Annotated in this window: 22 protein-coding genes; 9 read left to right on the top strand and 13 right to left on the bottom strand. The window is 45.3% G+C overall.

Translation table 11 applies throughout. The features are described from left to right. Positions 1–90 precede the first annotated feature (90 nt). Positions 91–846 (top strand): class I SAM-dependent methyltransferase, encoded by a 756-nt coding sequence (locus M1D71_RS04000; RefSeq protein WP_458125349.1) that lies wholly within the window; start codon positions 91–93, stop codon positions 844–846. A gap of 116 nt (positions 847–962) precedes the next feature. Here the strand turns inward: M1D71_RS04000 and pbp4 are convergent, their stop codons facing one another. Then, positions 963–3050 (bottom strand): penicillin-binding protein PBP4(5), encoded by a 2088-nt coding sequence (pbp4, locus tag M1D71_RS03995; protein WP_458125348.1) that lies wholly within the window; start codon positions 3048–3050, stop codon positions 963–965. Positions 3051–3227: 177 nt separating this feature from the next. On the opposite strand from pbp4, the gene M1D71_RS03990 reads away from it, so the two are divergent. Continuing rightward, positions 3228–3632 (top strand): CBS domain-containing protein, encoded by a 405-nt coding sequence (locus tag M1D71_RS03990; RefSeq protein WP_458125347.1) that lies wholly within the window; start codon positions 3228–3230, stop codon positions 3630–3632. Between the two features lie 190 nt (positions 3633–3822). Here M1D71_RS03990 and M1D71_RS03985 read toward each other — a convergent pair whose 3' ends face one another. Next, complete coding sequence (locus M1D71_RS03985; RefSeq protein WP_458125346.1) at positions 3823–4272, bottom strand: hypothetical protein; 450 nt, start codon at positions 4270–4272, stop codon at positions 3823–3825. Between the two features lie 269 nt (positions 4273–4541). On the opposite strand from M1D71_RS03985, the gene M1D71_RS03980 reads away from it, so the two are divergent. Next, positions 4542–5144, top strand: a complete 603-nt coding sequence (locus tag M1D71_RS03980; RefSeq protein ID WP_458125345.1) for a hypothetical protein — start codon at positions 4542–4544, stop codon at positions 5142–5144. A gap of 166 nt (positions 5145–5310) precedes the next feature. On the opposite strand, the gene M1D71_RS03975 is transcribed toward M1D71_RS03980, so the two are convergent. From M1D71_RS03975 to M1D71_RS03965, 3 genes are all read right to left on the bottom strand, one after another. Then, positions 5311–5913 (bottom strand): hypothetical protein, encoded by a 603-nt coding sequence (locus M1D71_RS03975; protein ID WP_458125344.1) that lies wholly within the window; start codon positions 5911–5913, stop codon positions 5311–5313. Between the two features lie 332 nt (positions 5914–6245). Continuing rightward, a complete protein-coding gene (locus M1D71_RS03970; protein WP_458125343.1) occupies positions 6246–7235 on the bottom strand; it encodes a phosphotransferase enzyme family protein in 990 nt (329 codons plus the stop codon). 576 nt (positions 7236–7811) lie between these two features. Beyond that, positions 7812–8027 carry a hypothetical protein gene (locus tag M1D71_RS03965; RefSeq protein ID WP_458125342.1) on the bottom strand — a complete coding sequence of 72 codons (216 nt, stop codon included), beginning with the start codon at positions 8025–8027 and terminating at the stop codon, positions 7812–7814. 174 nt (positions 8028–8201) lie between these two features. Here M1D71_RS03965 and M1D71_RS03960 point away from each other — a divergent pair, with 174 nt between their 5' ends. Continuing rightward, entirely contained in the window at positions 8202–9653 is a 1452-nt protein-coding gene (locus M1D71_RS03960) for a CAP domain-containing protein (protein ID WP_458125341.1), read from the top strand. Between the two features lie 144 nt (positions 9654–9797). Here the strand turns inward: M1D71_RS03960 and M1D71_RS03955 are convergent, their stop codons facing one another. Beyond that, on the bottom strand, positions 9798–10184 hold the full coding sequence (locus M1D71_RS03955; protein WP_458125340.1) for an iron chaperone: 387 nt from the start codon (positions 10182–10184) through the stop codon (positions 9798–9800). 231 nt (positions 10185–10415) lie between these two features. Further along, complete coding sequence (locus tag M1D71_RS03950; RefSeq protein ID WP_458125339.1) at positions 10416–11078, bottom strand: M48 family metallopeptidase; 663 nt, start codon at positions 11076–11078, stop codon at positions 10416–10418. Between the two features lie 154 nt (positions 11079–11232). Here M1D71_RS03950 and M1D71_RS03945 point away from each other — a divergent pair, with 154 nt between their 5' ends. Then, entirely contained in the window at positions 11233–12000 is a 768-nt protein-coding gene (locus M1D71_RS03945) for a GNAT family N-acetyltransferase (protein WP_458125338.1), read from the top strand. Between the two features lie 111 nt (positions 12001–12111). Here M1D71_RS03945 and M1D71_RS03940 read toward each other — a convergent pair whose 3' ends face one another. After that, positions 12112–14490, bottom strand: a complete 2379-nt coding sequence (locus M1D71_RS03940) for a GH36-type glycosyl hydrolase domain-containing protein (protein WP_458125337.1) — start codon at positions 14488–14490, stop codon at positions 12112–12114. 129 nt (positions 14491–14619) lie between these two features. Continuing rightward, positions 14620–15039, bottom strand: coding sequence for an ester cyclase (locus tag M1D71_RS03935; RefSeq protein ID WP_458125336.1), 420 nt, complete (start codon positions 15037–15039; stop codon positions 14620–14622). 226 nt (positions 15040–15265) lie between these two features. Between M1D71_RS03935 and M1D71_RS03930 the strand changes: the two genes are divergently transcribed. After that, entirely contained in the window at positions 15266–15538 is a 273-nt protein-coding gene (locus M1D71_RS03930) for a hypothetical protein (protein WP_458125335.1), read from the top strand. A gap of 124 nt (positions 15539–15662) precedes the next feature. On the opposite strand, the gene M1D71_RS03925 is transcribed toward M1D71_RS03930, so the two are convergent. Beyond that, positions 15663–16541, bottom strand: coding sequence for an SDR family oxidoreductase (locus M1D71_RS03925; RefSeq protein WP_458127151.1), 879 nt, complete (start codon positions 16539–16541; stop codon positions 15663–15665). Positions 16542–16779: 238 nt separating this feature from the next. Here M1D71_RS03925 and M1D71_RS03920 point away from each other — a divergent pair, with 238 nt between their 5' ends. The 3 genes from M1D71_RS03920 to M1D71_RS03910 all read left to right on the top strand — a co-directional run bounded on the left by M1D71_RS03920 (position 16780) and on the right by M1D71_RS03910 (position 18600). Beyond that, the gene (locus tag M1D71_RS03920) at positions 16780–17163 is read left to right on the top strand and encodes a MerR family transcriptional regulator (RefSeq protein WP_458125334.1); all 384 of its coding nucleotides are present in this window, start codon (positions 16780–16782) and stop codon (positions 17161–17163) included. 15 nt (positions 17164–17178) lie between these two features. Further along, complete coding sequence (locus M1D71_RS03915; RefSeq protein WP_458125333.1) at positions 17179–17487, top strand: hypothetical protein; 309 nt, start codon at positions 17179–17181, stop codon at positions 17485–17487. Positions 17488–17607: 120 nt separating this feature from the next. After that, positions 17608–18600, top strand: coding sequence for a DUF4003 family protein (locus M1D71_RS03910; protein WP_458125332.1), 993 nt, complete (start codon positions 17608–17610; stop codon positions 18598–18600). A gap of 3 nt (positions 18601–18603) precedes the next feature. On the opposite strand, the gene M1D71_RS03905 is transcribed toward M1D71_RS03910, so the two are convergent. From M1D71_RS03905 to M1D71_RS03895, 3 genes are all read right to left on the bottom strand, one after another. Then, complete coding sequence (locus M1D71_RS03905) at positions 18604–18732, bottom strand: hypothetical protein (RefSeq protein ID WP_458125331.1); 129 nt, start codon at positions 18730–18732, stop codon at positions 18604–18606. Between the two features lie 62 nt (positions 18733–18794). Further along, positions 18795–19784: a phosphotransferase gene (locus tag M1D71_RS03900; RefSeq protein WP_458125330.1), complete on the bottom strand. Its 990-nt coding sequence runs from the start codon at positions 19782–19784 to the stop codon at positions 18795–18797. A gap of 162 nt (positions 19785–19946) precedes the next feature. Next, positions 19947–21722, bottom strand: a complete 1776-nt coding sequence (locus tag M1D71_RS03895) for a SulP family inorganic anion transporter (protein WP_458125329.1) — start codon at positions 21720–21722, stop codon at positions 19947–19949. Positions 21723–21806: the final 84 nt, after the last annotated feature.

Genomic DNA, 21806 nt, shown 5'->3' with positions numbered 1-21806 from the left:
CTTTTGATCCTGTTCGACCATCTACACTAGAATGATAACGCACAACACTCCTGTCCTGTTCAAGAAAACTCACATTGGAGGAATACTAAAATGAAGAACAAAATAAACTATGCTGATTTTTATGAACGAGTAGGTCGCAAGAATGGCTGGAACTTCAGCTCTATGAACGTGGTCTCGGAAAATGTCGGATGGAACTTCTATGAGGAAGTTGTTCGCCATACGCGATCGTCCGATCTATTGTTGGATATTGGGACGGGTGGTGGAGAAGCTATTCTCTCCATTGCCAAAGAAGCCTTGTTATTAGTGGGAATCGATCTCTCTCAGGGAATGATTGAAACGGCACAGCATAATCTTCAGGCTACGGGCCCTCATCCCAATGTACGCTTTGTGCATATGGATGCAGAGAAACTGGCATTTCCCCAAAACTTTTTTAATCTGGTCTCCTCCAGACACTCCGGATTCTCTGCTTCAGAAGTCTTCAGAGTTCTTGCTGAGGGTGGGATATTTCTAACCCAGCAGGTCAGTGAACACGATAAATCCAACATTTCAGAAGCTTTTGGCCGTGGACAAAGCCTTGGCATTCGACCTGGCACATTGATGGAACGGTACACGCGTGAACTTCAAAAAGCAGGTTTCCATGACATTCAAGCCCGTGAATATAATGTAGTGGAATATTACGCTACACCCGAAGATTTGATGTTTCTCCTGACCCATGCACCAATTATTCCTAATTTCGGAGAAATTGAAACTGACTTGGAGCGCTTCCAGCAGTTTGTGGAAGAAAACCACGACGAGAAGGGCATTCGTACCAACTCGGCACGATTTATGATTACTGCAAGAAAATAAATGATTTCATATCTATAAAATAATATAAAAAAGCCCGGTCACATGTGAGAACCATAACATGATGGTGACCGGGCTGTTTATTATAATTGCACAACTATTCTATTGATTGCATCAGACTAATGCCTAATCTCCAACTTTTCCAGAAAAGGCTTCAATTTATCCACGACATAATGGCTTCCGCCCCGGCCGTTCACTTCTTCAATCACAGCGGATAACAGGAAGTCCCGTGACTCGGTATCAAACACCACGAAAAATCCGTTCTCTTGCCCCTTCTCGCCTTTCTTCGCTTTCAGTTCGGCTGTTCCTGTCTTACCGGCGAGTCCTCCAGGTATTGAGTTTAAGGTATGTGCCGTGCCTCCCTGTCGGGAGACAACTTCTCCCAAAGCATCCTTAACCGTATTCGCAACTTCGGGAGTAATAACCACCTCTGGGTCAGAAGTTTCTTTTCCCTCGATCAGGACAGGTCTCACCAATTTTCCTTCATTAATAAAAGGTGTAAATGACGACGCCAGATGAATCGGCGACATCAACATTTCTCCTTGTCCGTAGGACGTGTCAGCGAGCAACACCTCGGATGACAGATCCAGATTCGCTTCGTTAGCATACTGGCTCGGCTTCAGGTACAGTTCATCCAGTCCAAAGTTATCGCCAAAACCAAACTTCTGGATCCCCTCAATAAACTTGGTGCTGCCCATCTCTATGGCTTCCATTGCAAAGTAAATATTGTCCGAATACACCAGTGCATCGACCATATTCACCGGGGATAAACTCTTCACACGCTTGACATAATAACCGCCCCAACTATCGTCTTTACGCCATTGCAAGCCAGAGATATCATGTGTTTTGTCCGCTGTGGTCACCTTTTCCATTAGTCCCGCTGCGGCTGTAATCGCTTTGAAGGTTGATCCTGGTGCATACCGGGTAGTGACTCTGTTGATAAAAGGAAGCTTCTCATTCGCCGAGTAAGCATCCCACTCTGCCTGTGTAAGTCCTGTAACCATCTTGTTCGGATTATAGGAAGGCGCACTGACCAACGCCAGCAGGTTGCCGTCCGTCGGATTCATCAGAACCATCGCTCCGGCGTCTCCTCCGCTGGATAATGTCTGATACAATTTCTTCTGCTGCTTGGAGCTAATGGTCAGTTGAACATTCTGTCCATCTACAGCATCTTTTCGAATAAGCTCAGAAAGTGAGTTACCGGATTCATCGGTGATTTCAATCAGACCACCACGCTCACCGCGCAGCTGCTTCTCCATGGACTGCTCCAAACCTGCTTTGCCGATCCAATCTTCTGCACGATAATATCCTTCCGTATCCTTATCCAGATCTTCCTTGGTGGCTTTACGTACGTAACCAATCAGATGCGCCGCTGCCTCGCCGAGTGGATAATAACGGATTTCCTTGCTTTGCATTGTAACCCCACTTAAAGACGCCGGGACGTCAAACTCCTCTGTGGATGCAATCGGGACAAAATATTCCGGCTTCACCCATGTCTGCGCAAGCGCCTTGTGAATGGCATCTTCCGAAACCTGATAATGGCTCGCGATTCGGGCAATCATCTGATCCGGGTTATCACCGAGTTTCTCGGGTACAATGCCCCATTCATTCATCGTGCCCTTGGTAGCCAGCGGCAAACCATCACGATCCACAATGTTTCCACGATCCGGGAACAGTGTCCTCACTCGTACCTTACTCCCCTTAATCATGTCACTCAGGATCAGCGAAGGCTGCCAGTTAATTTGCCAGTTTTTTCCCCCATCCTCAAGCTCTTGTCGGACCAGTTTCAGTGTATGCGTCTCGCTGACTTCTCCCAAAAAGGTTGTCAGTTGCAGGTTATAGTCCACCTCATACGTATCCGTGTTTTTATCCTCAGCATCTGTTTTACTTCCATCGGCGGCCGTTTCGGTAACTTCCACAGGCTTAACCTCCGCCTTGATGGTGGATACTTCCATACCCGAATAGATCGCATTGTATTTCTCAACAAATTGTTCTTTGTTCATGCCCGACTCTTGCAGTGAAGCAGGTGTCATCAAGGTATATAGCTGATCGAACTCTTTTTTCTGCAGATGCTCTATGTACTGATTCACGGTAGTCTGGGGCTTCGCTTCTGCTTCTTTGTTATTCTGCATGTATAGATACATTCCGATGCCACCTGCAAATAATATGGGTAGCAGTCCGTACATTAACTTACGTTTGGATTTCATGGTTACATCACCTCTAATATACACTATAGATTTCCAGAGCCATTTAAACAATGAAACAAATCTGACGAATTTATCATTAAAAATAGCCGAAAGCTCACATAATATGTTTAAATAAGAAGAGTGAGATTACATACTAAAGCTTTTTTGCTATGCAAAAGGCTGAAAAGGAGCCCGATGATGGAAATCAGCTATTTTTTACTCCCCAAAGCCGAAGTGGCCTATATCAAGTCTACCGCTTCCATGAAAGATGCTATTGAGCAATTGGAATCGCACCACTACACCGCCATTCCCGTGATTGACCAGGATGGAAAATATGTTGCTACTCTGTCCGAAGGCGATTTGTTATGGAAAATGCGAAATACACCCGGCTTGACTTTCGATAATATGGATCAGGTTCAAGTCCATGAGATTAACAATCGGGTATATAATGAATGTGTCTACATTGAGGCTGAAATGGAGGATATGCTGACACTTGCAGCAGACCAAAATTTTGTACCCGTGGTAGATGTCGATCGTGTCTTCCTGGGTATTATCCGTCGTAAGGATATTATTGAATATTATACGCGCAACATTTCGGATTAGATTCAAGCGGACATCCCGTAATAAACGAATATTCAACTCGAAAGGGTACGCCTATGGTCAATGATTGGCCAACTGGGGTACCCTTTTCGTTGTATGGTATGGTCAGAATGGTCAGAATTACTCTACTTGCGCTTAGCCCGCTCTTCCTTGTAATAACTCAACACGTCTCTTGGGCTTGGTGTTAGATCATTCATTGCACCGTCTCCTCCTCCAGAACGAAGAACCACTCCAAAAAAGCATTGAAATCAGCCCACTGCGGCTTACTCTCGCCATTGAGAAACCGTTCGATCGACTCACCCAGTTCTACCAGCACCACTTCTCCCGTCTGACGGTTGTAGAAAAATCCACCTTCACCTTCAAAACTGTCCATAGGAATATACGCCTCGGGTAGCCCCAATGTGAGCTGTGCTACATTCACGTCTTCCATATATACGGTGTTCTCCATAAACCAGCAGATCTGATACAACTCCTGATGTCTGCTGTAAAAGGTCGGTCCATCCTCTGCATGTAAATAAAATTGTGCAAAATCCGACTGAAGATCAATCTCAAGCTTTTGCAGTGCTTCTTCGTATGCTGCGGGAACATCTTCATGCCACCAGCCTTGCTCCTGGCAATGATCAATCACTTTATTGGATAACATTGTAGGCCTCCTAATTCAATTTTGCTCATATCCAGATATGAGGAGGTGCACCATGACCTCTGTACACTTCAAGTTCCGGAATCCCTGCATGCTGATATGAAGTGGAAGGAAACCATTCAAAAAGGTGTGCTCTTCTGCACGCGCATTGTCCTACAGATACTGTATCAAAAGAGCAAGACGATTGGAAATACAACTCCATCTCCTAATTCTGGTGCAACTTTCTCCATAGTCATTCGTCTAACTACTGATTAAATCTAAAGGAGATGACTATGCGAATAACTTGCAGCCCCGGTTTTCCAGGAAGCATGATTGGATCGATTGATCTTCAACCATCGAAGTATTACACCGCACCCTCCATGAACAGCAAGATCACAGATCATGTTCATCCTGAAATCGTTACCCTTCCCTATGTGGAAGATCCGGAATTTGGATCACACTTTGACAGCATGAAGGTCATGAAGGGGACGTATAAAGATGAAATGCATGTGAGCTATGATGTGGAGTTTACGATTGATGTGGACAAAAAAGGGTACATAACGCAATTTGAGCATACGTTTCAGCTGGAACGTTATCTGGATCTGATCCGCACACAGTCCTATAAAGTAATTAAGACGAACTGGCGTGGACAAGCCTTTCACGTGATGACATATAGCTATCTGGAGGAAGTCATTAATCCGAAGAATGTTCTTTTTAAATGTAATCGCGTGGAGGATGTGTTTGTGGTAGCTGAGCTTGTCTCCAATCGCTCCGATGGAAATATGGCAGAGCACGATATCAGGGATCTTTACTTCCGTGCATTAATCTCGTCCCGAGATGATCTGTACCCTTTAGATTATATGTGTGAGCCTGATTTTGACCTGAGTCTCGACTGAATATAATATATACATGCCAGTTTTTTTCATTTTATAAAATTAGAAAGCATAGTATCCACTCCAGTTAATGTGATTAGTCGAATAAAGCCCCTGATCCTGTTGATCAGCGGCCTCCCTTGGTTTTATAACTATTGTTTCCCGATAGTTTAATCCATGCTTGTTGAAGCTATTCAAGACTAAAGACAATCTTTGTTCCCGTCTCCTTTTCACTGAATGGCTTAAAATATTCTATGAACGTTAACTCAAGTCCTGGAGTTTTATCAGGTATTGGCGGTGATACTACATAATTAGTAAAAGCATGACCTGAATGACCACCACCTTTTAGCATTCGGCAATCATATTCTTCTCCAATTTGCAATTCAAAATGGTGGTGATTATTAGCAAATGAGGGTACCTCAAACTCATCCCAATCAATATTGAAAGTCACTACACTTGCATTATTATATTGCTTTATTGAATTTAAAGTATAAAAGAAATTCCCTTTTTCGACTGATTTTAATACCGGTATATGTTTTCTGAAATCCGATGGATCAACCATTGGTTTATAATGCTCTTCACTTCTCAATGTTCCAAAAACGACTTTCAGAAAATCTTCGTAAAGTTCAAAAGTTTCCGCCCATTTAGAGATATATTCAAATGGTGGGAAACCAGGATTTTTGTTTGAAAGCTGTTTTCGAAGTTTCAACATTACACAAATTTGTTCGTCAATTTTATAAATTCGTTCGTCATAATGCTCCGTTGGGCGTTCAAAAGGCATTCGTTTCAACATTGATCTCCCCTTTACAATTGTAAAATTATAAAGTTACCTTGGCTTTGTTATCGAGTTCTATCAGAAATTATTCTCCGCCTTCAATAAACTATCCTGCCCGTTAGTTCAATGAAAAAGACAGCCGATTACTTGCCGGCTGTCTAAATTTAATTATCATAAGTCGTCCTAATGGGACTCACTGCAACTTTATGCTTACAATTTCGACTTATGGCAAACTTATGCTTTCAAATACATTTAAAATATAACGAAAACACCAAAATTCTAAGAATTTTCTGACATTATGGGTAAATATCTGATCCCTTTATGGCTTAAGTCTCAATCTGCACTAGAAATTAAATCGGATGACCGAATTGCTCCGCCCTTTCTGTCATTTTTCTCTCCAACCTCGCTCTTAGTCCGCTCATCCACTCCGGCTCATTTGACCACTGCTCTGCAACAGACCGAAGCACACGCACATAACCGTACAAGTCGGCAAAACGACGACATGCGGGGAACAACCTCTCCAGATCATAACGTTCTCCTGCCTTGGACCAATACCCGTTCAGGAATAGTTGCTTCTTCTGCTCCCATTGCTCAGGCTCGATCTCCTCACGTAAACTATCCAGACTCTGCTCTACATCCATCGCGTACCAGTGATACATCGAGTCATCAAAATCAATGGCATAACAAGCCTGGCTCCCTTCGTCATAGAAGACATTGTCCAGTTCAAAATCGTAGTGGATGAGTCCGAAATTATGCTGGGTTATCGGCCAAGTCTGAAAGTACGTTCGGAGAAACTCTACTTCGTTCAGAGCAGCCGTCTCTGTTGGAAAATCCTTCAGATTCTCCTGCATCCAATTCAATACATCCATGTAACTCCAGCGCCGCTTCTCCTCCTGCTCAGGCGTGAAAGTACGCGATAGCTGGTGCAGCTCGCCCAATGCCTGACCATAGCTGTACAGGATGGCATCATTCAACTCTATGCCTCCTAACTGTGATCCGGGTACTCGCTTGAAGACGGAAGCATAGTACGTCCCCCATGGCGTGTGGGCCTCTACGAGTTCTGTTCCAGAATGGGAAGGCACAGCCTCCATCGCTCCATAATGATTCATTCGAAGATATCGGAGGAACTCCAGTTCCGCGCTAAGATTGATTTGATTTTTTTCCTCTACCGGGGCAAAACGAAGCAATCGAACTTCCCCCTGATCTCTGAACGGATACACAGCATTGGAGGATATACGATAATACTGAAACATGTCCAACGACTCGGGATCGTAACTCCAATTCTTCAGAATCATCTCGGCAAGATCGTTATTTTGAAATAAATATTTTAATGTTAACATGGGCATTTCTCCTTTTTGATCGTTCATGTGCATTCCTTGTAGCCTTCGAATACCTATTTTTGCGCGCAAAAAGCCACAGGCTATACCTGCGGCTTTAAAAAATTCTGAGTGTATGAGAAATTTGCACAAGCAAATAAACCTCGCATACGCCAGAAAAAATGAGCAGTTATATCCCTATATATCGGCAGATCTCAGATCGACTGGGAAACTGGATGTGTTCCACCCTGCATCTGATGGTCTGCCGGAATTATTCAGTTCGTTCTTACCTTTATTGTAGTAATAGAACATACCATCTTAGACCGTCGTTTCATGACGCTCACTCCCTTCAAAAAACAACTGTTTCCATAATAACCCATATCCCGAATGTAAGCAATTACAAAATGACGATATTCCCAGCATCTTTTACTGGACAACCACCATCCGTTCGACCCTCTCGGTGTTGTCCTATTTCCATTCCGGTACCCTTCCATTCCCTGCTCGGAGATAACTCTACCTGTAATGTCGGCATTCATCACTCCCTGCATCATATCCGGTCTGCCTGTACGGTCATTCATACCGGCGGCGCCTCTTTCACCTCTAGGGAGTAGTCAACAGAGCATACAGCCCGATACCTGAACAGAGAAGCAAAAGAATGACCGAGAGAAAAATACTCCACTGCTGCATACCCAAAATGGGATTGTCCCCATACAAGGCATAGTTGTACTGTGCCCGAACCAACAAGGACGAAACAATAAACACCGCAACAAACACGAGCAGAATGAGATAAAACGATTTTTGCAGAATCTTAGACATGCCAAAACTCCTTTTCGAATACAGGATTCCGTGAGTATTATAATGGCTCTGGCTGAAAAATCGCTGAATTCAAACAAACTATTCAATTCGAAAACTAACGAATTATCCCTTTAATGTCGATAAAATACATTGGATACATAATATTAATATTTTTAACTAAAAGGAGATCAGAACATGGTTATTCAAAAAAGGTACATCCGCTCGTTACTCTCTCTTCCTCTGGCAGGCCTATTATTCATGCTGCTCGGGACCCAGCAGATCACTGCAGCCCCTGTCGACAGTCTGCTGCCTGAGCGAAGTGAGCAAGAAATTAGTCAGAAATGGACGCAATGGATGAGTGGTAAGGACCAGACAGCCACCTTCACACAGAACCCCTCGACCAAGGCACCTTACGTTGCTGGTGTAGTAAGTGATTCCACATTGGAACAGGCTCTAGGCGCAGCGAACTTTTATCGTTATCTTTCCGGGCTAGAGGGCGATCTTGTTCTGGACGCTACGCTCAATCGTCAAGCCCAACATGGAGCGGTTGTTGTTTCTACCGGAGAATTAACTCACTTCCCGGCTCGTCTGGCAGATATGCCGAAGGACTTTTTTGATCTGGGTGCCAAGTCGACTTCCAGTTCCAATCTGTACGCTTCTTATACTGCTACCGGCAACCTTGCTGTCAAAAGTGTTGAAGCATATATGGATGATTCGGATGCCAGCAATATTGGGGCACTCGGCCATCGCCGCTGGATTTTGAGTCCGCAACTGAAGAAGGTCGGTTTCGGGATTGCATCCCGGGACAACAAAAACTATGCAAGCCATTTCAGCACCATGCAAGTTATGGATACAAGCCGCTCAGGAAAACTCAATTACAATTACAACTTGTATCCGAACAAAGGGGCATTCCCTGTTGAAGCATTCCATGTGTCGCAAGCCTGGTCTGCACAGCTGAACCCGGACGTCTTTGCAAAGCCTACCAATTCCGAGGTACAGGTGGAGATCGTCCGTTCATCGGATCAGAAAACTTGGGTATTGGGATCTAAAACCCCGGTTAGCAGTGATCCTGCCAAAGCATTTTTCAACGTAAATACTGATGGTTATGGATATAACTACGCTGTCATTTTCCGCCCAGATAACTTGAAATCCCTGAAGGCAGGCGATACGTTCAACGTTCGCATTACCGGTTTGAAAAAGAAAGACGGGTCCAAAGCAGAAATTTCATACCAGACACGTTTCTTCTCGGTTAGCAACGCTTCTCAGGAGCCTGTGACCGATCCACAGAATCCTGGAACAGAACCACAAGACCCTGGAACACAGCCACAAGAACCGGATACGGGGTACGAGGATTACCTGGATAATCATCTGATGCAGTTCGAATATACAGCGGATCGCACACTGAAAGTACGGGGAACGCTCGCGGCTTATGCGAATAAAACGTTCTCTTTCCAAATCCACGGTCCTTCACCTGAAGAAAAACATATTCGCACTGAAACGGTGAAGCTGGATGCTAACGGTCGGTTCAGTCTGACCGTCCGCAATCTGGGTGTGTCTGATCTGACCATCTACTTGCAAGTAGACCCAAGCTTCATGTATTTCATTCCTACTGCCAGCAATTCAAACGTCACGTATTCCTTTGAATAGAAGTGAAGCAAGAGAATAGAAATAGAACAAAGTAAAATGAAGTAACGACCAAAGTAAAACCTAAAATCTAAATAAAAACAGTCGGAATGCATATGCATCCGACTGTTTTTATTGGTTTATGATATGAGTTTTAGTTGTAGGAGCTCAGTTCTTACGTTTCTTTTCCAGCACGATCTCCACATTTTCTTTCACCCGAAACTCCACAATCCGGCGGATGAGATCCTCAGGCAATGGCTGATCCAGCGGAAACTGTACTGATCCTTTCGCTCCTTTATACTTGGAGAGTTCCTCCTTGAACGCCAGGATTCCACTGGGAGCAGGGTAAAACCCAATATGATGCTGGTATGCGGCGAAATGAACCAGATTCCCATGCTGCGCATACGTGGGCATCTTGTAACTGATCTTCTCCTCGGCGTGTGGAGCCGACTCCCGAATAATCTGTCTTAACGCCTGCAATCTCACCTGTACATCGGGCGCAAACTCCGAGATATACTCATCTACCAACACAGAATAATGGTTACTCTCAGCCATCTGGGGCTCCTTCCACCACGGGGACATCTAATGGTTCGTGGTACGGGTATATTTGCTTATATTGTACTCCAAATGTACAAGCAGAACAGCTGGTGTGGAGAAAAATTCCACCCATCGATGTAACAAGCTGGACTGAGGTGTTCAATCAAGGGATCCGTACAGTAGAGCAGGAAGAACTTCATGCCCTGTACTCGTAAAGTATCTCCTATGCACTCGCCGGATTGGTCAGTACTATAGCGTCATAGCTCGACCATTGCGCATCAGATAATCTTCTTTCGTTTTGTAATCCGGCATGATGCTGCCGATCCGCCGCCAGAAAGAGCGATCATGATTCATGTGGTGAATATGGCACAGTTCATGAATGATGACATAATCAATCACTTCCAGTGGCGCCATCGCCAGGCGATAATTGAACGTAAGCTTTTTGTCCCAGCTGCAACTGCCCCACTTGGTGGGAGAATCTACGATCTCTACTGACTTCGGCTTCACCTTCAACTCCTGCTGATAGCGTCCGATGCGCTCCCCAATCATGCGTTTACACTCGGCAAAATAAAACTTCTTCAGATTCGCCCGCAACTCTTCTTCTGTAAGCCCCACTACAGGAATTAATTCATGCAATGCGTGCTCCTTGCCAAAAAGCAGAAACTTCCCCTTGCCCTCATCTTCGTATTCCTTGGCTTGAGGACCATCAAGCGCCCGCTGCATCAGAGCGGATTTCTTCAGAATCACATCCCCATGTTGCTCCACAAGTTGCCGGAGCATGTCTTCACTGGTACCATTGGGTGCTTTGATCGTGACCATGTAAGGCAAATCCATCGTGATGGAAACTTTTTTTCGTTTGCCGTATTCAACAAGACAGTTAATACTGTGATTATTTAATTCTATAGTTAGCATAACGCGCTCCACTTCTAAAAGTTATTCATTCAACCAAATCAAATTGTATACCATCTCCGGCTATAATGCATACTGTTCGGCGATATATATGTTCACATTGTATTTTCATTCATTAATATGTATTATTATTTAATTATGAAATCGGAGGTTTGATATGACTCATACAATAGATTCAGAACACAAAACCATTGAAGAACTATCGCTTAATCACTGGCAACCTTTGTCTACCTTACTATATGACGGCTGGGTACTGCGTTTTGCCAAAGGATATACCAAACGTGCCAACTCCATTCAACCCATACACTACTCGACTCTGGATGTGCATGAAAAGATTGAAGAATGTGAGCGCATCTATGCTTCCAATCAGTTAAGTACCATATTCAAAATCACGCCGTTTATTCAGCCGGATCATCTCGACCAACTTTTGCAAGACAAAGGGTATGCTGTTGTGGATCTCAGCCACCTCCAGACTCGGAGTCTGGAACATATCAAAGAGCCTGAGCACGATGCTGTACAGATTGACGAACAGTTAACCGGAGAGTGGCTGGATCACTTTTGCAGGTTAAATCAAGTGAATGATTTGCAACGGGAAACGACAGAACTAATGTTACATAACATCCGTACGCAGGTAGGTTTCATCTCGCTGTTGATCGACGGGCAAGTCGTCGCGTGCGGGTTCGGTGTAATCGAGCGTGGCTACATTGGATTGTATGACATCATTACAGACGTTAATTTCCGGAATCGGGGACTCGCTGAGCAGATGATCCTGCATCTATTGCATTGGGCAAAAAAACAGGGTGCCACGGCCAGTTATCTACAGGTTGTAGCCAATAATGCACCTGCGTTGAGGCTCTACGCCAAGTTGGGTTATTCGGAGATTTATAGCTATTGGTACAGAGTCAAAGAAATGAGTCAGTCCTGATCAAACTGAAACCAAAAACTGCCCTCCTCCTATAAAGGAAAGGCAGTTTTTAATTGCTCCGTGATTCTGAATAACTCTTCACACCGTTCAGCAGTTACTCCGTGCGCTTTTCTAAAATGGTAGCTTCACCAACACCTCATATTTCACGCCGGCTTGTATATTCTTGATGATCTCGCCTTCAATTCGTTGACCGTCAACATGAACTTCAATCGTCTGGACAGTTGCATCCTTCTTCATGTTCACGTTCAGCTCAGCCCCGCGGAACAAACGCGTAACCGATGCTTCGTTCCAATCTTCAGGCAACTGCGGACGCACTTGAAGTCCTTGGGCATGACCTTGCAGTCCGAACAGGCCATCGATCAGGCAACGATACACCCAAGGCACCGTACCGGTGTTGAACAGATGACTGGAGCGTCCAGCTGTACGTGGGAATTGACGATAAGCTCCGCGATAATAATTCGGGATAAATACAGGTAGCTGACCCCGCTGGAGAATATCCTCGGCATCGGGCCCCGGAATCATTTTACGCAGCAAACGATACGCCTTCTCCTTCTCTCCCACCAGGTACAACGCATAAATATAGAAAGCCGCCGCGTGATTGTACACTGCACCATTCTCTGCACTTCCCGGATGTTTCTGCGTAACACGACCTACATCCTCCCGCATGGCTGTGAAGGACGGCGCGAGCTTCTCGACACCATATGGCGTCTCCAATTGCTCCTCTACCGCACGGATTAACTTCTCCTGTTTCTCCTGATCCGCAGCACCGCTCATAAGTGCCCAGCTCTGAGGATTGATATAGATGCGTCCTTCTACGTCTTTGCTTACACCAAACACTACGTTATCATCCGTAATGCCGCGCGTATACCAGTCCCCATCCCACAAATACTCATTCGCTACCGCATTGGTCTGATTGGCTTCCTGACGGAATTCCTCTGCCACCTCGGCATGCCCTGCCTGTTCACCAATATCTGCCCACACATTGAATGCATATGCCGTCGCAATGGTCAGCCAGCCGGATACGCCTTTGCCTTTGTATCCCACCATATTCATCGGATCACACCAGTCACCCTGATTGATATAATTCAACCCGCGCGCATCACGCTCATGGATCAACCAGCGCATCGCAAGATTCATATGTTCCAGTACAGTAACCTTCTGTTCACTGTCTGTAAAAGGAACCAGTTCCTCCAGAATGCTATAGTCATTCGTTTCATCCAAATAGGTCTTCATACAGACCGGAAGCCAGATACAATGATCGGTATGAGGAACCTGATTAATATATTTCAGTTCTGCGTCCGGGTGCAAAATAATACCGTCTGGCATGGCGCCGCTTATATGCTGTTGAGACAGAGCAGTCAAGAACGCAGCCCGCGCAATCTGTGGCTGTATGTAACTCATGCCCATGTTGTCCTGCAAATAATTCCGCGTCTGCGGATCGGTTGTGAGACGATTGGTTTTGCCATGATAGTACATCTGGCGAGGTAGCCAGTGATTCACGACATTATCTAGCCAGCTGTCCGGTGTCTCAATCTGGATGTTCCCTTGCCCTTCTGCAATATAATCAGCATATTCCTGCTCGGCTCTGGCGAAACCATCCTGTCCATCCTTATTCTGTTTCACAAAGTAATGCTGACGAATGCTCTCAATCTCTGTCTCATCATGAGCCGGGCCAAAGATAAATCGATACGCCTGCTCAGCTCCCGCTTCCAACTCTACTCTGTATTGCAATGCAGCCACAGGTGTCTCATATCGCGCATCTCCACCAGCGAGTGTCTCCGACTGAAGTCCGGAAGGATTATGAAGTCCTCCTTCGCCTTCAAAGCTCTCATGATTCACTTCCCACGCGGTCGGTTGGTGATCTGCAAGCAGATAGGTTTTGTCACTGTAATTTTTGATTTTGCTATAATCCTGATATTTCTGATACGGCGTAATCGCTGAACAGACAATGCCCTGCAAATCTTCCACATATGAACCGGATTGGTTCATCCAGGACATATAACCGACCGTATAATACGGGTAGATACTCAGCTTGCGTTTTCTCGAAGACAGATTGGTCACCTTCACACGCCACAGCTCCATCACATCTTCCTTCGGCAGACGCAGAGACATCTCGACGCAAATGTCGTTCTGAATCACTTTCCAGTGAATATCGTGTTTACCGACAGCGAACGTATAGCTATCCGCTTGCTTGCGAACCGGTTCATACGGGGCGGAGAAGATTTCGCCATTTTCTTCATCTTTAATGTACACAAATCGTCCCGGATGGTGAGCATAGTATGGCTGCTCCGGTTGCATAAACGTCTTCGCTTCCAAGTTGGGCGCATACGAGTATTTGGCAGGTTCGGGCTGCATAAATTGGGCCACAGCGTACCCCCGGCAATTCACATGAATCATCATCTTTTCATTCCAAAGGAATCCGGATGCCTTCGGTAAACTTGTCGGGCTTGTCAGTTCAACATATTGATTATCTTCCGTTGCTTTAATCATCACTGAACCTCGCTTTCAGATTTTGGAGTCAAAAGACAGAAAACGTTTTAGGTAACTTGTATACAACTTTGTCCATTATAACACGGGAACGCTTACAAAGGGCTGAAAACTAAAAAAGAGCTGAGAAACTCAGCTCCGATTACGTTCCAATTGTTTTTCGATACCAAACCTGTCGATCTGTATCCAATACTCTGCAATTCGTTCGTCCTCTACTCGGTATACTGCGCTCGCAATTTCAATAACCGGGAGGTTCGTTGGACTGTATCCGTTCACTTCGCCAACATGGGTACCCATTTGTCTCCAGCGCACATAGACTTTATCGCCTTGCGTCAGCAACTCCTGAATTTCGAGTGGAAATCCCCCGTAAGCTTCGATCATTTCTCGCACATGATCCGCATAATCGGAAGGTGTTCGGGTCACCGTGACCTCTTCTTCAGATATCACTTGATGAGCCAGTACCTGTTCCGCCATCACGCTGCTTGCATAATCAGGATTTCGGCCTGATCGGACCTCTTCAAAAAAGGTTCTGACAATCTGTTCTGCTGTCATACGCCACCCCAGCCTCCCCAAATTATTCTTTTATATATATAAATATGTAGTAACTCTTCTATTTTACCATTGAACTCAAGCTACGGAATTACAACTGTTCTATTGTTCTACAGGACTTAGACCCTATTCTGGCATCCCATACTTCCTGTACAATGCCAACGATGAGACTGCTGCAAGTCAGAAAACGATAGCGGATAAGGATTACTGGCTTGATTCCGAGCTCGCTATGTTCAATGGCGAGAGCGATGCCAATGATTATTATGTGCAGAATGATCTCGAAGTCGCATCCATAAATGAGTACAAAACTAAGGCTGAGACTGAACTCAAAAAAGGAGAGAACCGGGTCATTCTCCGTTTCGCCTCACCTGTTGACTCTGATGAGCTCATGACAGCTGCTGGCGAAGCCCTTGCTGCAGTGGATGAAGCCCTTCTGAATACAGCACAATTAGCCACGCTCGGCAGTTATGCCATTTTGGAACCGAAACCAGATCAGAAATAATCCCATAATCATAAAAAATAACATAACCACAAAGAACTCCATTCACCTTCATCGGGAATGGAGTTCTTTGTTTAACTGGCCTATAATCGCTGGTGAGGATCCATAGGCCTTTTAAATTCAACGTTTACGGACTAACTGTACCGCCGTTAGCATTCAGTGTCTCGCCACTCACATAGCTGGATTCCTGGCTCGCCAGGAACACAAAGGCTGGAGCCATCTCGGCAGGTTGTCCTGCACGGCCAAGTGGTGTATTGGAGCCAAACTCAGCCAGCTTCTCAACTGGTTGTCCACCCACGACCTGAAGCGGTGTCCATACTGGACCTGGAGCAACAACGTTGACACGAATTCCTTTGCTACCCACCTGTTGAGCCAATGCTTTGCTGAACGTATTGATCGACGCCTTCGTAGTAGCATAATCCAAGAGGATTGGGGAAGGACTATACGCTTGAATGGAAGACGTGTTGATAATGGAGCTGCCCGGCTTCATGTGTTTTACAGCTGCTTTGCAGAGCCAGAACATGGAATAAACATTCGTTTTGAACGTCGCATCGAATTGCTCAGTGGTCAGATCCGCAATCTGCTCCACAAACTGCTGCTTACCCGCCACGTTAGCGAGGATATCAATCCCGCCAAGCTCTTTTACCGCAGATTCAATGAGTTCCTCGCAGTATTTCTCATCCTTCAGGTCACCTGGCATTTTGATCGCTTTACGCCCAGCTTCCTCAATCAGCTTCACGACTTCCTGCGCATCTGCTTCCTCTTCCGGAAGATATGCCAGAACAACATCTGCACCTTCACGGGCAAAAGCAATCGCTGCCGCCCGGCCAATTCCGCTGTCGGCTCCGGTCACAACCGCTTTGCGGCCAGTTAGACGTCCGCTACCTTTATAACTTTTCTCACCCGCATCGGGAACAGGTGTCATTTCACGCTGGAGCCCCGGCTCATCCTGTTGCTGTTTCCACTTTGGTGTAGCCTTCGGATATTGAGTCGTTGGATCTTGCATGGTGTGCTGGTCTTGATTCGCCATGATCAATTTCCTCCTCTGTTATTTACACGATACCCACCGTATAAACGTCTTTTTATTATTTGTTCTGAATTTCATTTACGTAAAAGTTGCACTCTTTCCTTTGTAACCGAGATGGGTGGAATTTAAACTGGACCTGCTACATTTCCTTGGCAACTATTCCGGCATTGAATCTCCCCTGACTGGAGATTGTATAATAGAACATGAGGTGATCTCGTTGAATACAAACAAAGTATCCATCGGTGAAACAGCCAAACTGATTGGCTCCACGGTGAAAACGATCCGTTATTATGATGAGATTGAACTCTTACAACCCTCCAGTCATAAGGAAGGCGGGCATCGACTCTATACAACACAAGACCTATGGCAACTCGAACTGATTACAACACTTCGTTATTTGAATTTCAGCATACCGGATATTCGAACGCTCATGTCTGGTGAACTGGCAGTAGCACAGGCACTGGATCTGCAGATTGAAGCTTTGAAAACCCAGATCGGCACAATGAATTCCATGCTCTCCATATTGCAACAAGCGAAGCAGCATGAAGAGAAACCTCACTGCATTCAGAACAGTCTCTCACCTATATCTCCAGTCTGGTAGAATCCCTAACGGCCAATGCGAGTAGACGGAAACCGAAAACAATTCGTTGCTACCAAGGTGGATGAATCTCATCTACTGGACAGCATTCCACAGGTTTGGAGAGTCTCGTTCCTGCACTTTTTCGACAAATACATGATGAAAACATGGGATTTCATCTCTACCCTAACTTGTAAAACATCGTTCTCCGATCCAAGTCTGCTTCTGAATCTGCCTAACTTAAAGAAAGTGCGATTGTCTGGCAGCGAGGTAAACCCCGAAGCTGGCAGCTTCAAAGTGTTGGAGGAACTGATGTTGCAGCGTGAAGGTAATCTGATCATGAAATAGAGCTCTAGAAAATAATAATGAATAAAGTTGCTGTATAAGCGGTACTGAAAACCACTCTTTTTGAACATGCACTTATATAGTAAACTGTTGAAAATGTGTCTATATTCAGGAGGTCGACTTATGCAGGAGCATCATGCAGAACGAGTTGAATTATTCGTTTCCAATACCCAGATCATCAAGAAGTCGTTCAAATGGCAACATGCGATGATTCATCGTCTGGTCGCCTTGCTCTATGCAACGGAGAATAAAGTTGCTGATGGGGAAGCCATTCGTCACAGCCATGAGTTGATTAAGCAAAACACGAAACTCTTCTCTGCATTCAGAGGTAATTCTTCCATCAGCATTGCTGCCATGCTCTCTCTTACCACAGATGAAGACACGAAGCTGGCAGACACCTTACATGTCTATGACTTAATGAAAGAGATCAAATTCCGCAACTCTGATTATCTGGTTATTGCTGCCTATCAGATCGCTACTCAGGCATCACCTGACCAGTTTCAGCATATGGTGGAGCGGGCCAAATCGTTTTACGCCGGCATGAAAGCGGAGCATCGTTTCCTTACTGGACAGGATGACTACATTTTTGCTGCCATGTTAGCCCTTTCCGATCTCAACGTGGATTCCGGTGTGGTACGCATGGAACAACTTTATCACGAATTAAAACCGGAATTCTCCTCCAGAAACAGTGTGCAGGCGTTAACACAAGTGTTGGTTCTTGGAGATGACAGCCCGGATGCAAGCGCTCGTGTGATTGCTTTGAATGAAGCTTTTCGCAAAAGGAATCTCCGAATGGACAAAACGTACACATTACCGTCTCTCGGAATACTCTCCCTGTTGCCTACTAACAGAGATTCATTAGTGGATCAAATCGTCGAAACACAGGACTGGTTACGGACTCAAAAGGGCTTCGGTGCCTGGTCGATCGATAAACAGGAATTGCTCCTGTTCTCCTCTGCGTTGATAGCCATTCAATATGTGGAGAATCTGCGAAATGGTGTTCTCACTTCGGCGATCTCAACCAGTATCACGAATATTATCATCGCACAGCAGGCCGCCATGGCAGCAGCTGCCGCAGCAGCGGCTGCAGCCGCTTCTTCATCATCTTCGAACTGACACTTAGAACTGACTAACGACTTGATAATCATTCCGCTGAGCAGTCGTAATGTTCATCTGAAACTCATAGCTCAGGTCGGCACGTGCGATGTCCAGCCTGAATTTGTCCTGAATGGTATAATTTCTATTCAAACCGAAAAAAGCCGCCATATTGGCGGCATGATGATGACTTTATTCTATTTTTCTTTGAATGATTAACCAACGAGACCTGCATCTCGGAACTCTTCCACGAAACTATCCAGCCAATCCGAACCATAGTCCAGCGCACCCATATCACTCTCAATAAAAGCAACATCCAGACCCATCACCCAGAATCTGCGAGCGATAATAAAGAGATCAACCGCCTGCTCATCTTCCGAAGAGAAACTTCTGACTGAACGATATCCCGCCATCAGTGCTTTCCATAACACTTCTTTTTGCTCACCGGACTGCCTCTTTCGAGCTTTCACTTGAGCTAAATCATAGGCACGCCAGCTATTGGCTGCCCACTCGAAGTCATAATGGATGAACTGATGTTCCTGTTGAAACGCATTGTTATTCCCATGCATATCGCCATGACACAAGCCGAAGTCGAGACCTTGATTAGAGACGGCAACAATGCGCTCTTTTAATGTTCTCGCAAACGTTTGAAGAAATGCTCCTGCTTCATTGTTCTCACCGATATAGTTGATAATTCGCTCAAGAGGTTCGTCTATAAGAAACTTCAGATCCAACTCATATCGTGGCAACTCCACGGTCACCTGATCCATGGTCATATGCAATTCAGCGGCAGATTGACCAAAAGCGTAACAGGACTCTTCATCCTCCAGATTATTTTCCGTACCCTCAATGTACCTAAACATCACACCCACCCGCTTGCCTTCCGCAGCCTCTAGCACAGTATATCCAGTGTCATCTTTCTTCTCGATGTATTCCCCAATGTCGGTGTGTTCCGCAGATGCTAGAACGTTCTTCAGTTGAGACAATACTGACAGCTCGTACTGAACATCTGCTTCCGTAATTTCAGTACGGTAGATTCGTAGAATATACAAACCTTTCGATGTGCGTACGCGATATGTATCATTCAATCCTCTGAGCCAAAATAAACATTCTTCCCACGTTCCAATGTCATACTGATCACTCAATGCAGACTCCAGGTACCTGGGGTTAAGCACTGAACGTAAAGCAGTCGGTTGAGTGGACATATATATGCTCCTTCAGTTTAATATACTATTTCTTTTTTGAGGAACGATGACACCTATTCACCGCCCAACCTATAACATAGTATATTTTTAATCTATTTTCCAGAATATATATTTTAATCTCACAAAATGCTATACTCCTATAACTCTTCTCTATTCATCCGATTAAACAGGGGTATTTGCACGGACTCGATTTCCAGATTTGAGAGCCCTCTTTGACTCTGAATCGGCATCAGCGTTCGACAAAGCAGCACATTCACGAAAGGCAAAATGTTTGCATCCCCTGCATTTCTGATCATCCAGATGCTTTAATGCAAAATGGATAGCTTTACCCGTGTGCTCAAACATATGATCCGTACCGATTTTTTCAACCAATCCCGTTCTCTTCAGCATCTCCAGAGGTTGCGTCTGAATGCCTGAAAGTAGAACCCTTCCCCCAAATCTCTCCATATGTTTGACAACATGGGCCAGATTGGACTCACCTGTCGTATCCATAAAGGGCACCTTGCCCATTCGCAACAGCAAAATACCTGGTCGCCGATGAATCGAATCCATGACCGACTTCTCAAACCTATCCGCTGCACCAAAGAATAACGGCCCTTCAACCGTATACAGGTTTATTTGCGGACAATCATGTCCTTCGTGGACCATGTGGGCCATGACTTTCTCATGTTTATGATTGGGATCGGGCAGCACTTTGGCAACCTTCATCATCTCACTCATCCGCTTAACAAATAAAAGGACGGCCATTATCAACCCAACCTCTACAGCCGTCGTTAAACTCGTGAATACGGTGAGTAAAAAGGTGGTGATCAGAACAAGCGAGTCGCTCGTTTTGGTTTTCATAACATACATGAACGACCTCCGTTCACTCATATTCCAGGCAACCATCATCAGGACTGGAGCCATACTGGCAAGTGGAATATGGGAAGCATATGGTGCGAACAGAAGAAGTACCAGTAGAACCACGATGCCATGAATAATTCCCGACAATGGCGATACAGCCCCGGATTTAATATTCGTAGCTGTACGTGCAATCGCTCCTGTTGCAGGAATACCACCGAATAGCGGGGCTACCACATTAGCGATCCCCTGCCCAATTAACTCTCGATTACTGTTATGCCGACTTCCAGTCATGCCATCAGCAACAACAGCAGACAGTAACGATTCAATTCCGCCCAACATGGCGATAACAAAAGCCGGTTGCAGCAAGCTCACAATTCGTTCCCAAGTGATCTCTGGCACCTGAAACTGAGGCAAGGAGTTAGGTATGGCGCCAAAGGATGATCCGATCGTCGCCACCTGCCCTTCAAAAAACAAAGCTGCAATAACTGTCGATAGAACCAACCCGACCAGCGATGCAGGCACCTTCGGCGCAAACCTCGGCACAAGCAGAATAACAGCCAGACAACTGCCTGCTGTCAGCAAACTATATATATTAATGGTTGAGATATGCATCCCGATTTCTTTCATATTGGACCAAAAATCTTCATGCTTCTCAATCCCGCGTAGTCCCAGAAAATTAGCAATCTGCCCACTGAAAATAATGACGGCAATACCCGCCGTAAATCCAATGGTCACGGGTCGTGGGATAAATTTAATCAACACCCCAAGTTTAAACAGCCCCATACATACAAGTATCAATCCGGCTATGATTCCAGCAATCAATAAATTCTCATATCCATACTGCATCACAACGGCGAAGAGGATCGGAATGAATGCCCCCGTCGGCCCGCCAATCTGGAACTTCGACCCACCCAGCAAGGAAATGAGAATCCCAGCGATTACCGTTGTGTACAAGCCATACTCCGGTTTGACGCCGGATGCGATAGCAAACGCCATACCGAGTGGAATCGCAATGATACCTACAATTAGTCCCGATAACAGATCCTTACGAAAAGCAGAACCGTTATATCCTGCATATCTCCCCGACCATTTCATCTGACTTAACCTTCTTTTCTTTATATATTTGAATATTTGAATATAATAGGAAGACTACGCCCCTGCGAGCACTCTGTCAATCGT

Source organism: Paenibacillus sp. Z3-2, from assembly GCF_054161325.1.
This window is presented reverse-complemented; position numbering and strand designations above follow the sequence as displayed.

Bases quoted from the DNA above. Each gene is read 5' to 3' on its own strand.
- M1D71_RS03955 (WP_458125340.1), bottom strand. From the start codon at position 10,184: ATGGCTGAGAGTAACCATTATTCTGTGTTGGTAGATGAGTATATCTCG.
- M1D71_RS03925 (WP_458127151.1), bottom strand. From the start codon at position 16,541: ATGCAAGATCCAACGACTCAATATCCGAAGGCTACACCAAAGTGGAAA.
- M1D71_RS03985 (WP_458125346.1), bottom strand. From the start codon at position 4,272: ATGTTATCCAATAAAGTGATTGATCATTGCCAGGAGCAAGGCTGGTGG.
- M1D71_RS03895 (WP_458125329.1), bottom strand. From the start codon at position 21,722: ATGAAATGGTCGGGGAGATATGCAGGATATAACGGTTCTGCTTTTCGT.
- pbp4 (WP_458125348.1), bottom strand. From the start codon at position 3,050: ATGAAATCCAAACGTAAGTTAATGTACGGACTGCTACCCATATTATTT.
- M1D71_RS03945 (WP_458125338.1), top strand. From the start codon at position 11,233: ATGACTCATACAATAGATTCAGAACACAAAACCATTGAAGAACTATCG.
- M1D71_RS03960 (WP_458125341.1), top strand. From the start codon at position 8,202: ATGGTTATTCAAAAAAGGTACATCCGCTCGTTACTCTCTCTTCCTCTG.
- M1D71_RS03915 (WP_458125333.1), top strand. From the start codon at position 17,179: ATGCGAGTAGACGGAAACCGAAAACAATTCGTTGCTACCAAGGTGGAT.
- M1D71_RS03965 (WP_458125342.1), bottom strand. From the start codon at position 8,027: ATGTCTAAGATTCTGCAAAAATCGTTTTATCTCATTCTGCTCGTGTTT.
- M1D71_RS03975 (WP_458125344.1), bottom strand. From the start codon at position 5,913: ATGTTGAAACGAATGCCTTTTGAACGCCCAACGGAGCATTATGACGAA.
- M1D71_RS03990 (WP_458125347.1), top strand. From the start codon at position 3,228: ATGGAAATCAGCTATTTTTTACTCCCCAAAGCCGAAGTGGCCTATATC.
- M1D71_RS03970 (WP_458125343.1), bottom strand. From the start codon at position 7,235: ATGTTAACATTAAAATATTTATTTCAAAATAACGATCTTGCCGAGATG.
- M1D71_RS03930 (WP_458125335.1), top strand. From the start codon at position 15,266: ATGTTCAATGGCGAGAGCGATGCCAATGATTATTATGTGCAGAATGAT.
- M1D71_RS03940 (WP_458125337.1), bottom strand. From the start codon at position 14,490: ATGATTAAAGCAACGGAAGATAATCAATATGTTGAACTGACAAGCCCG.
- M1D71_RS03950 (WP_458125339.1), bottom strand. From the start codon at position 11,078: ATGCTAACTATAGAATTAAATAATCACAGTATTAACTGTCTTGTTGAA.
- M1D71_RS03935 (WP_458125336.1), bottom strand. From the start codon at position 15,039: ATGACAGCAGAACAGATTGTCAGAACCTTTTTTGAAGAGGTCCGATCA.
- M1D71_RS03980 (WP_458125345.1), top strand. From the start codon at position 4,542: ATGCGAATAACTTGCAGCCCCGGTTTTCCAGGAAGCATGATTGGATCG.
- M1D71_RS03910 (WP_458125332.1), top strand. From the start codon at position 17,608: ATGCAGGAGCATCATGCAGAACGAGTTGAATTATTCGTTTCCAATACC.
- M1D71_RS03900 (WP_458125330.1), bottom strand. From the start codon at position 19,784: ATGTCCACTCAACCGACTGCTTTACGTTCAGTGCTTAACCCCAGGTAC.
- M1D71_RS04000 (WP_458125349.1), top strand. From the start codon at position 91: ATGAAGAACAAAATAAACTATGCTGATTTTTATGAACGAGTAGGTCGC.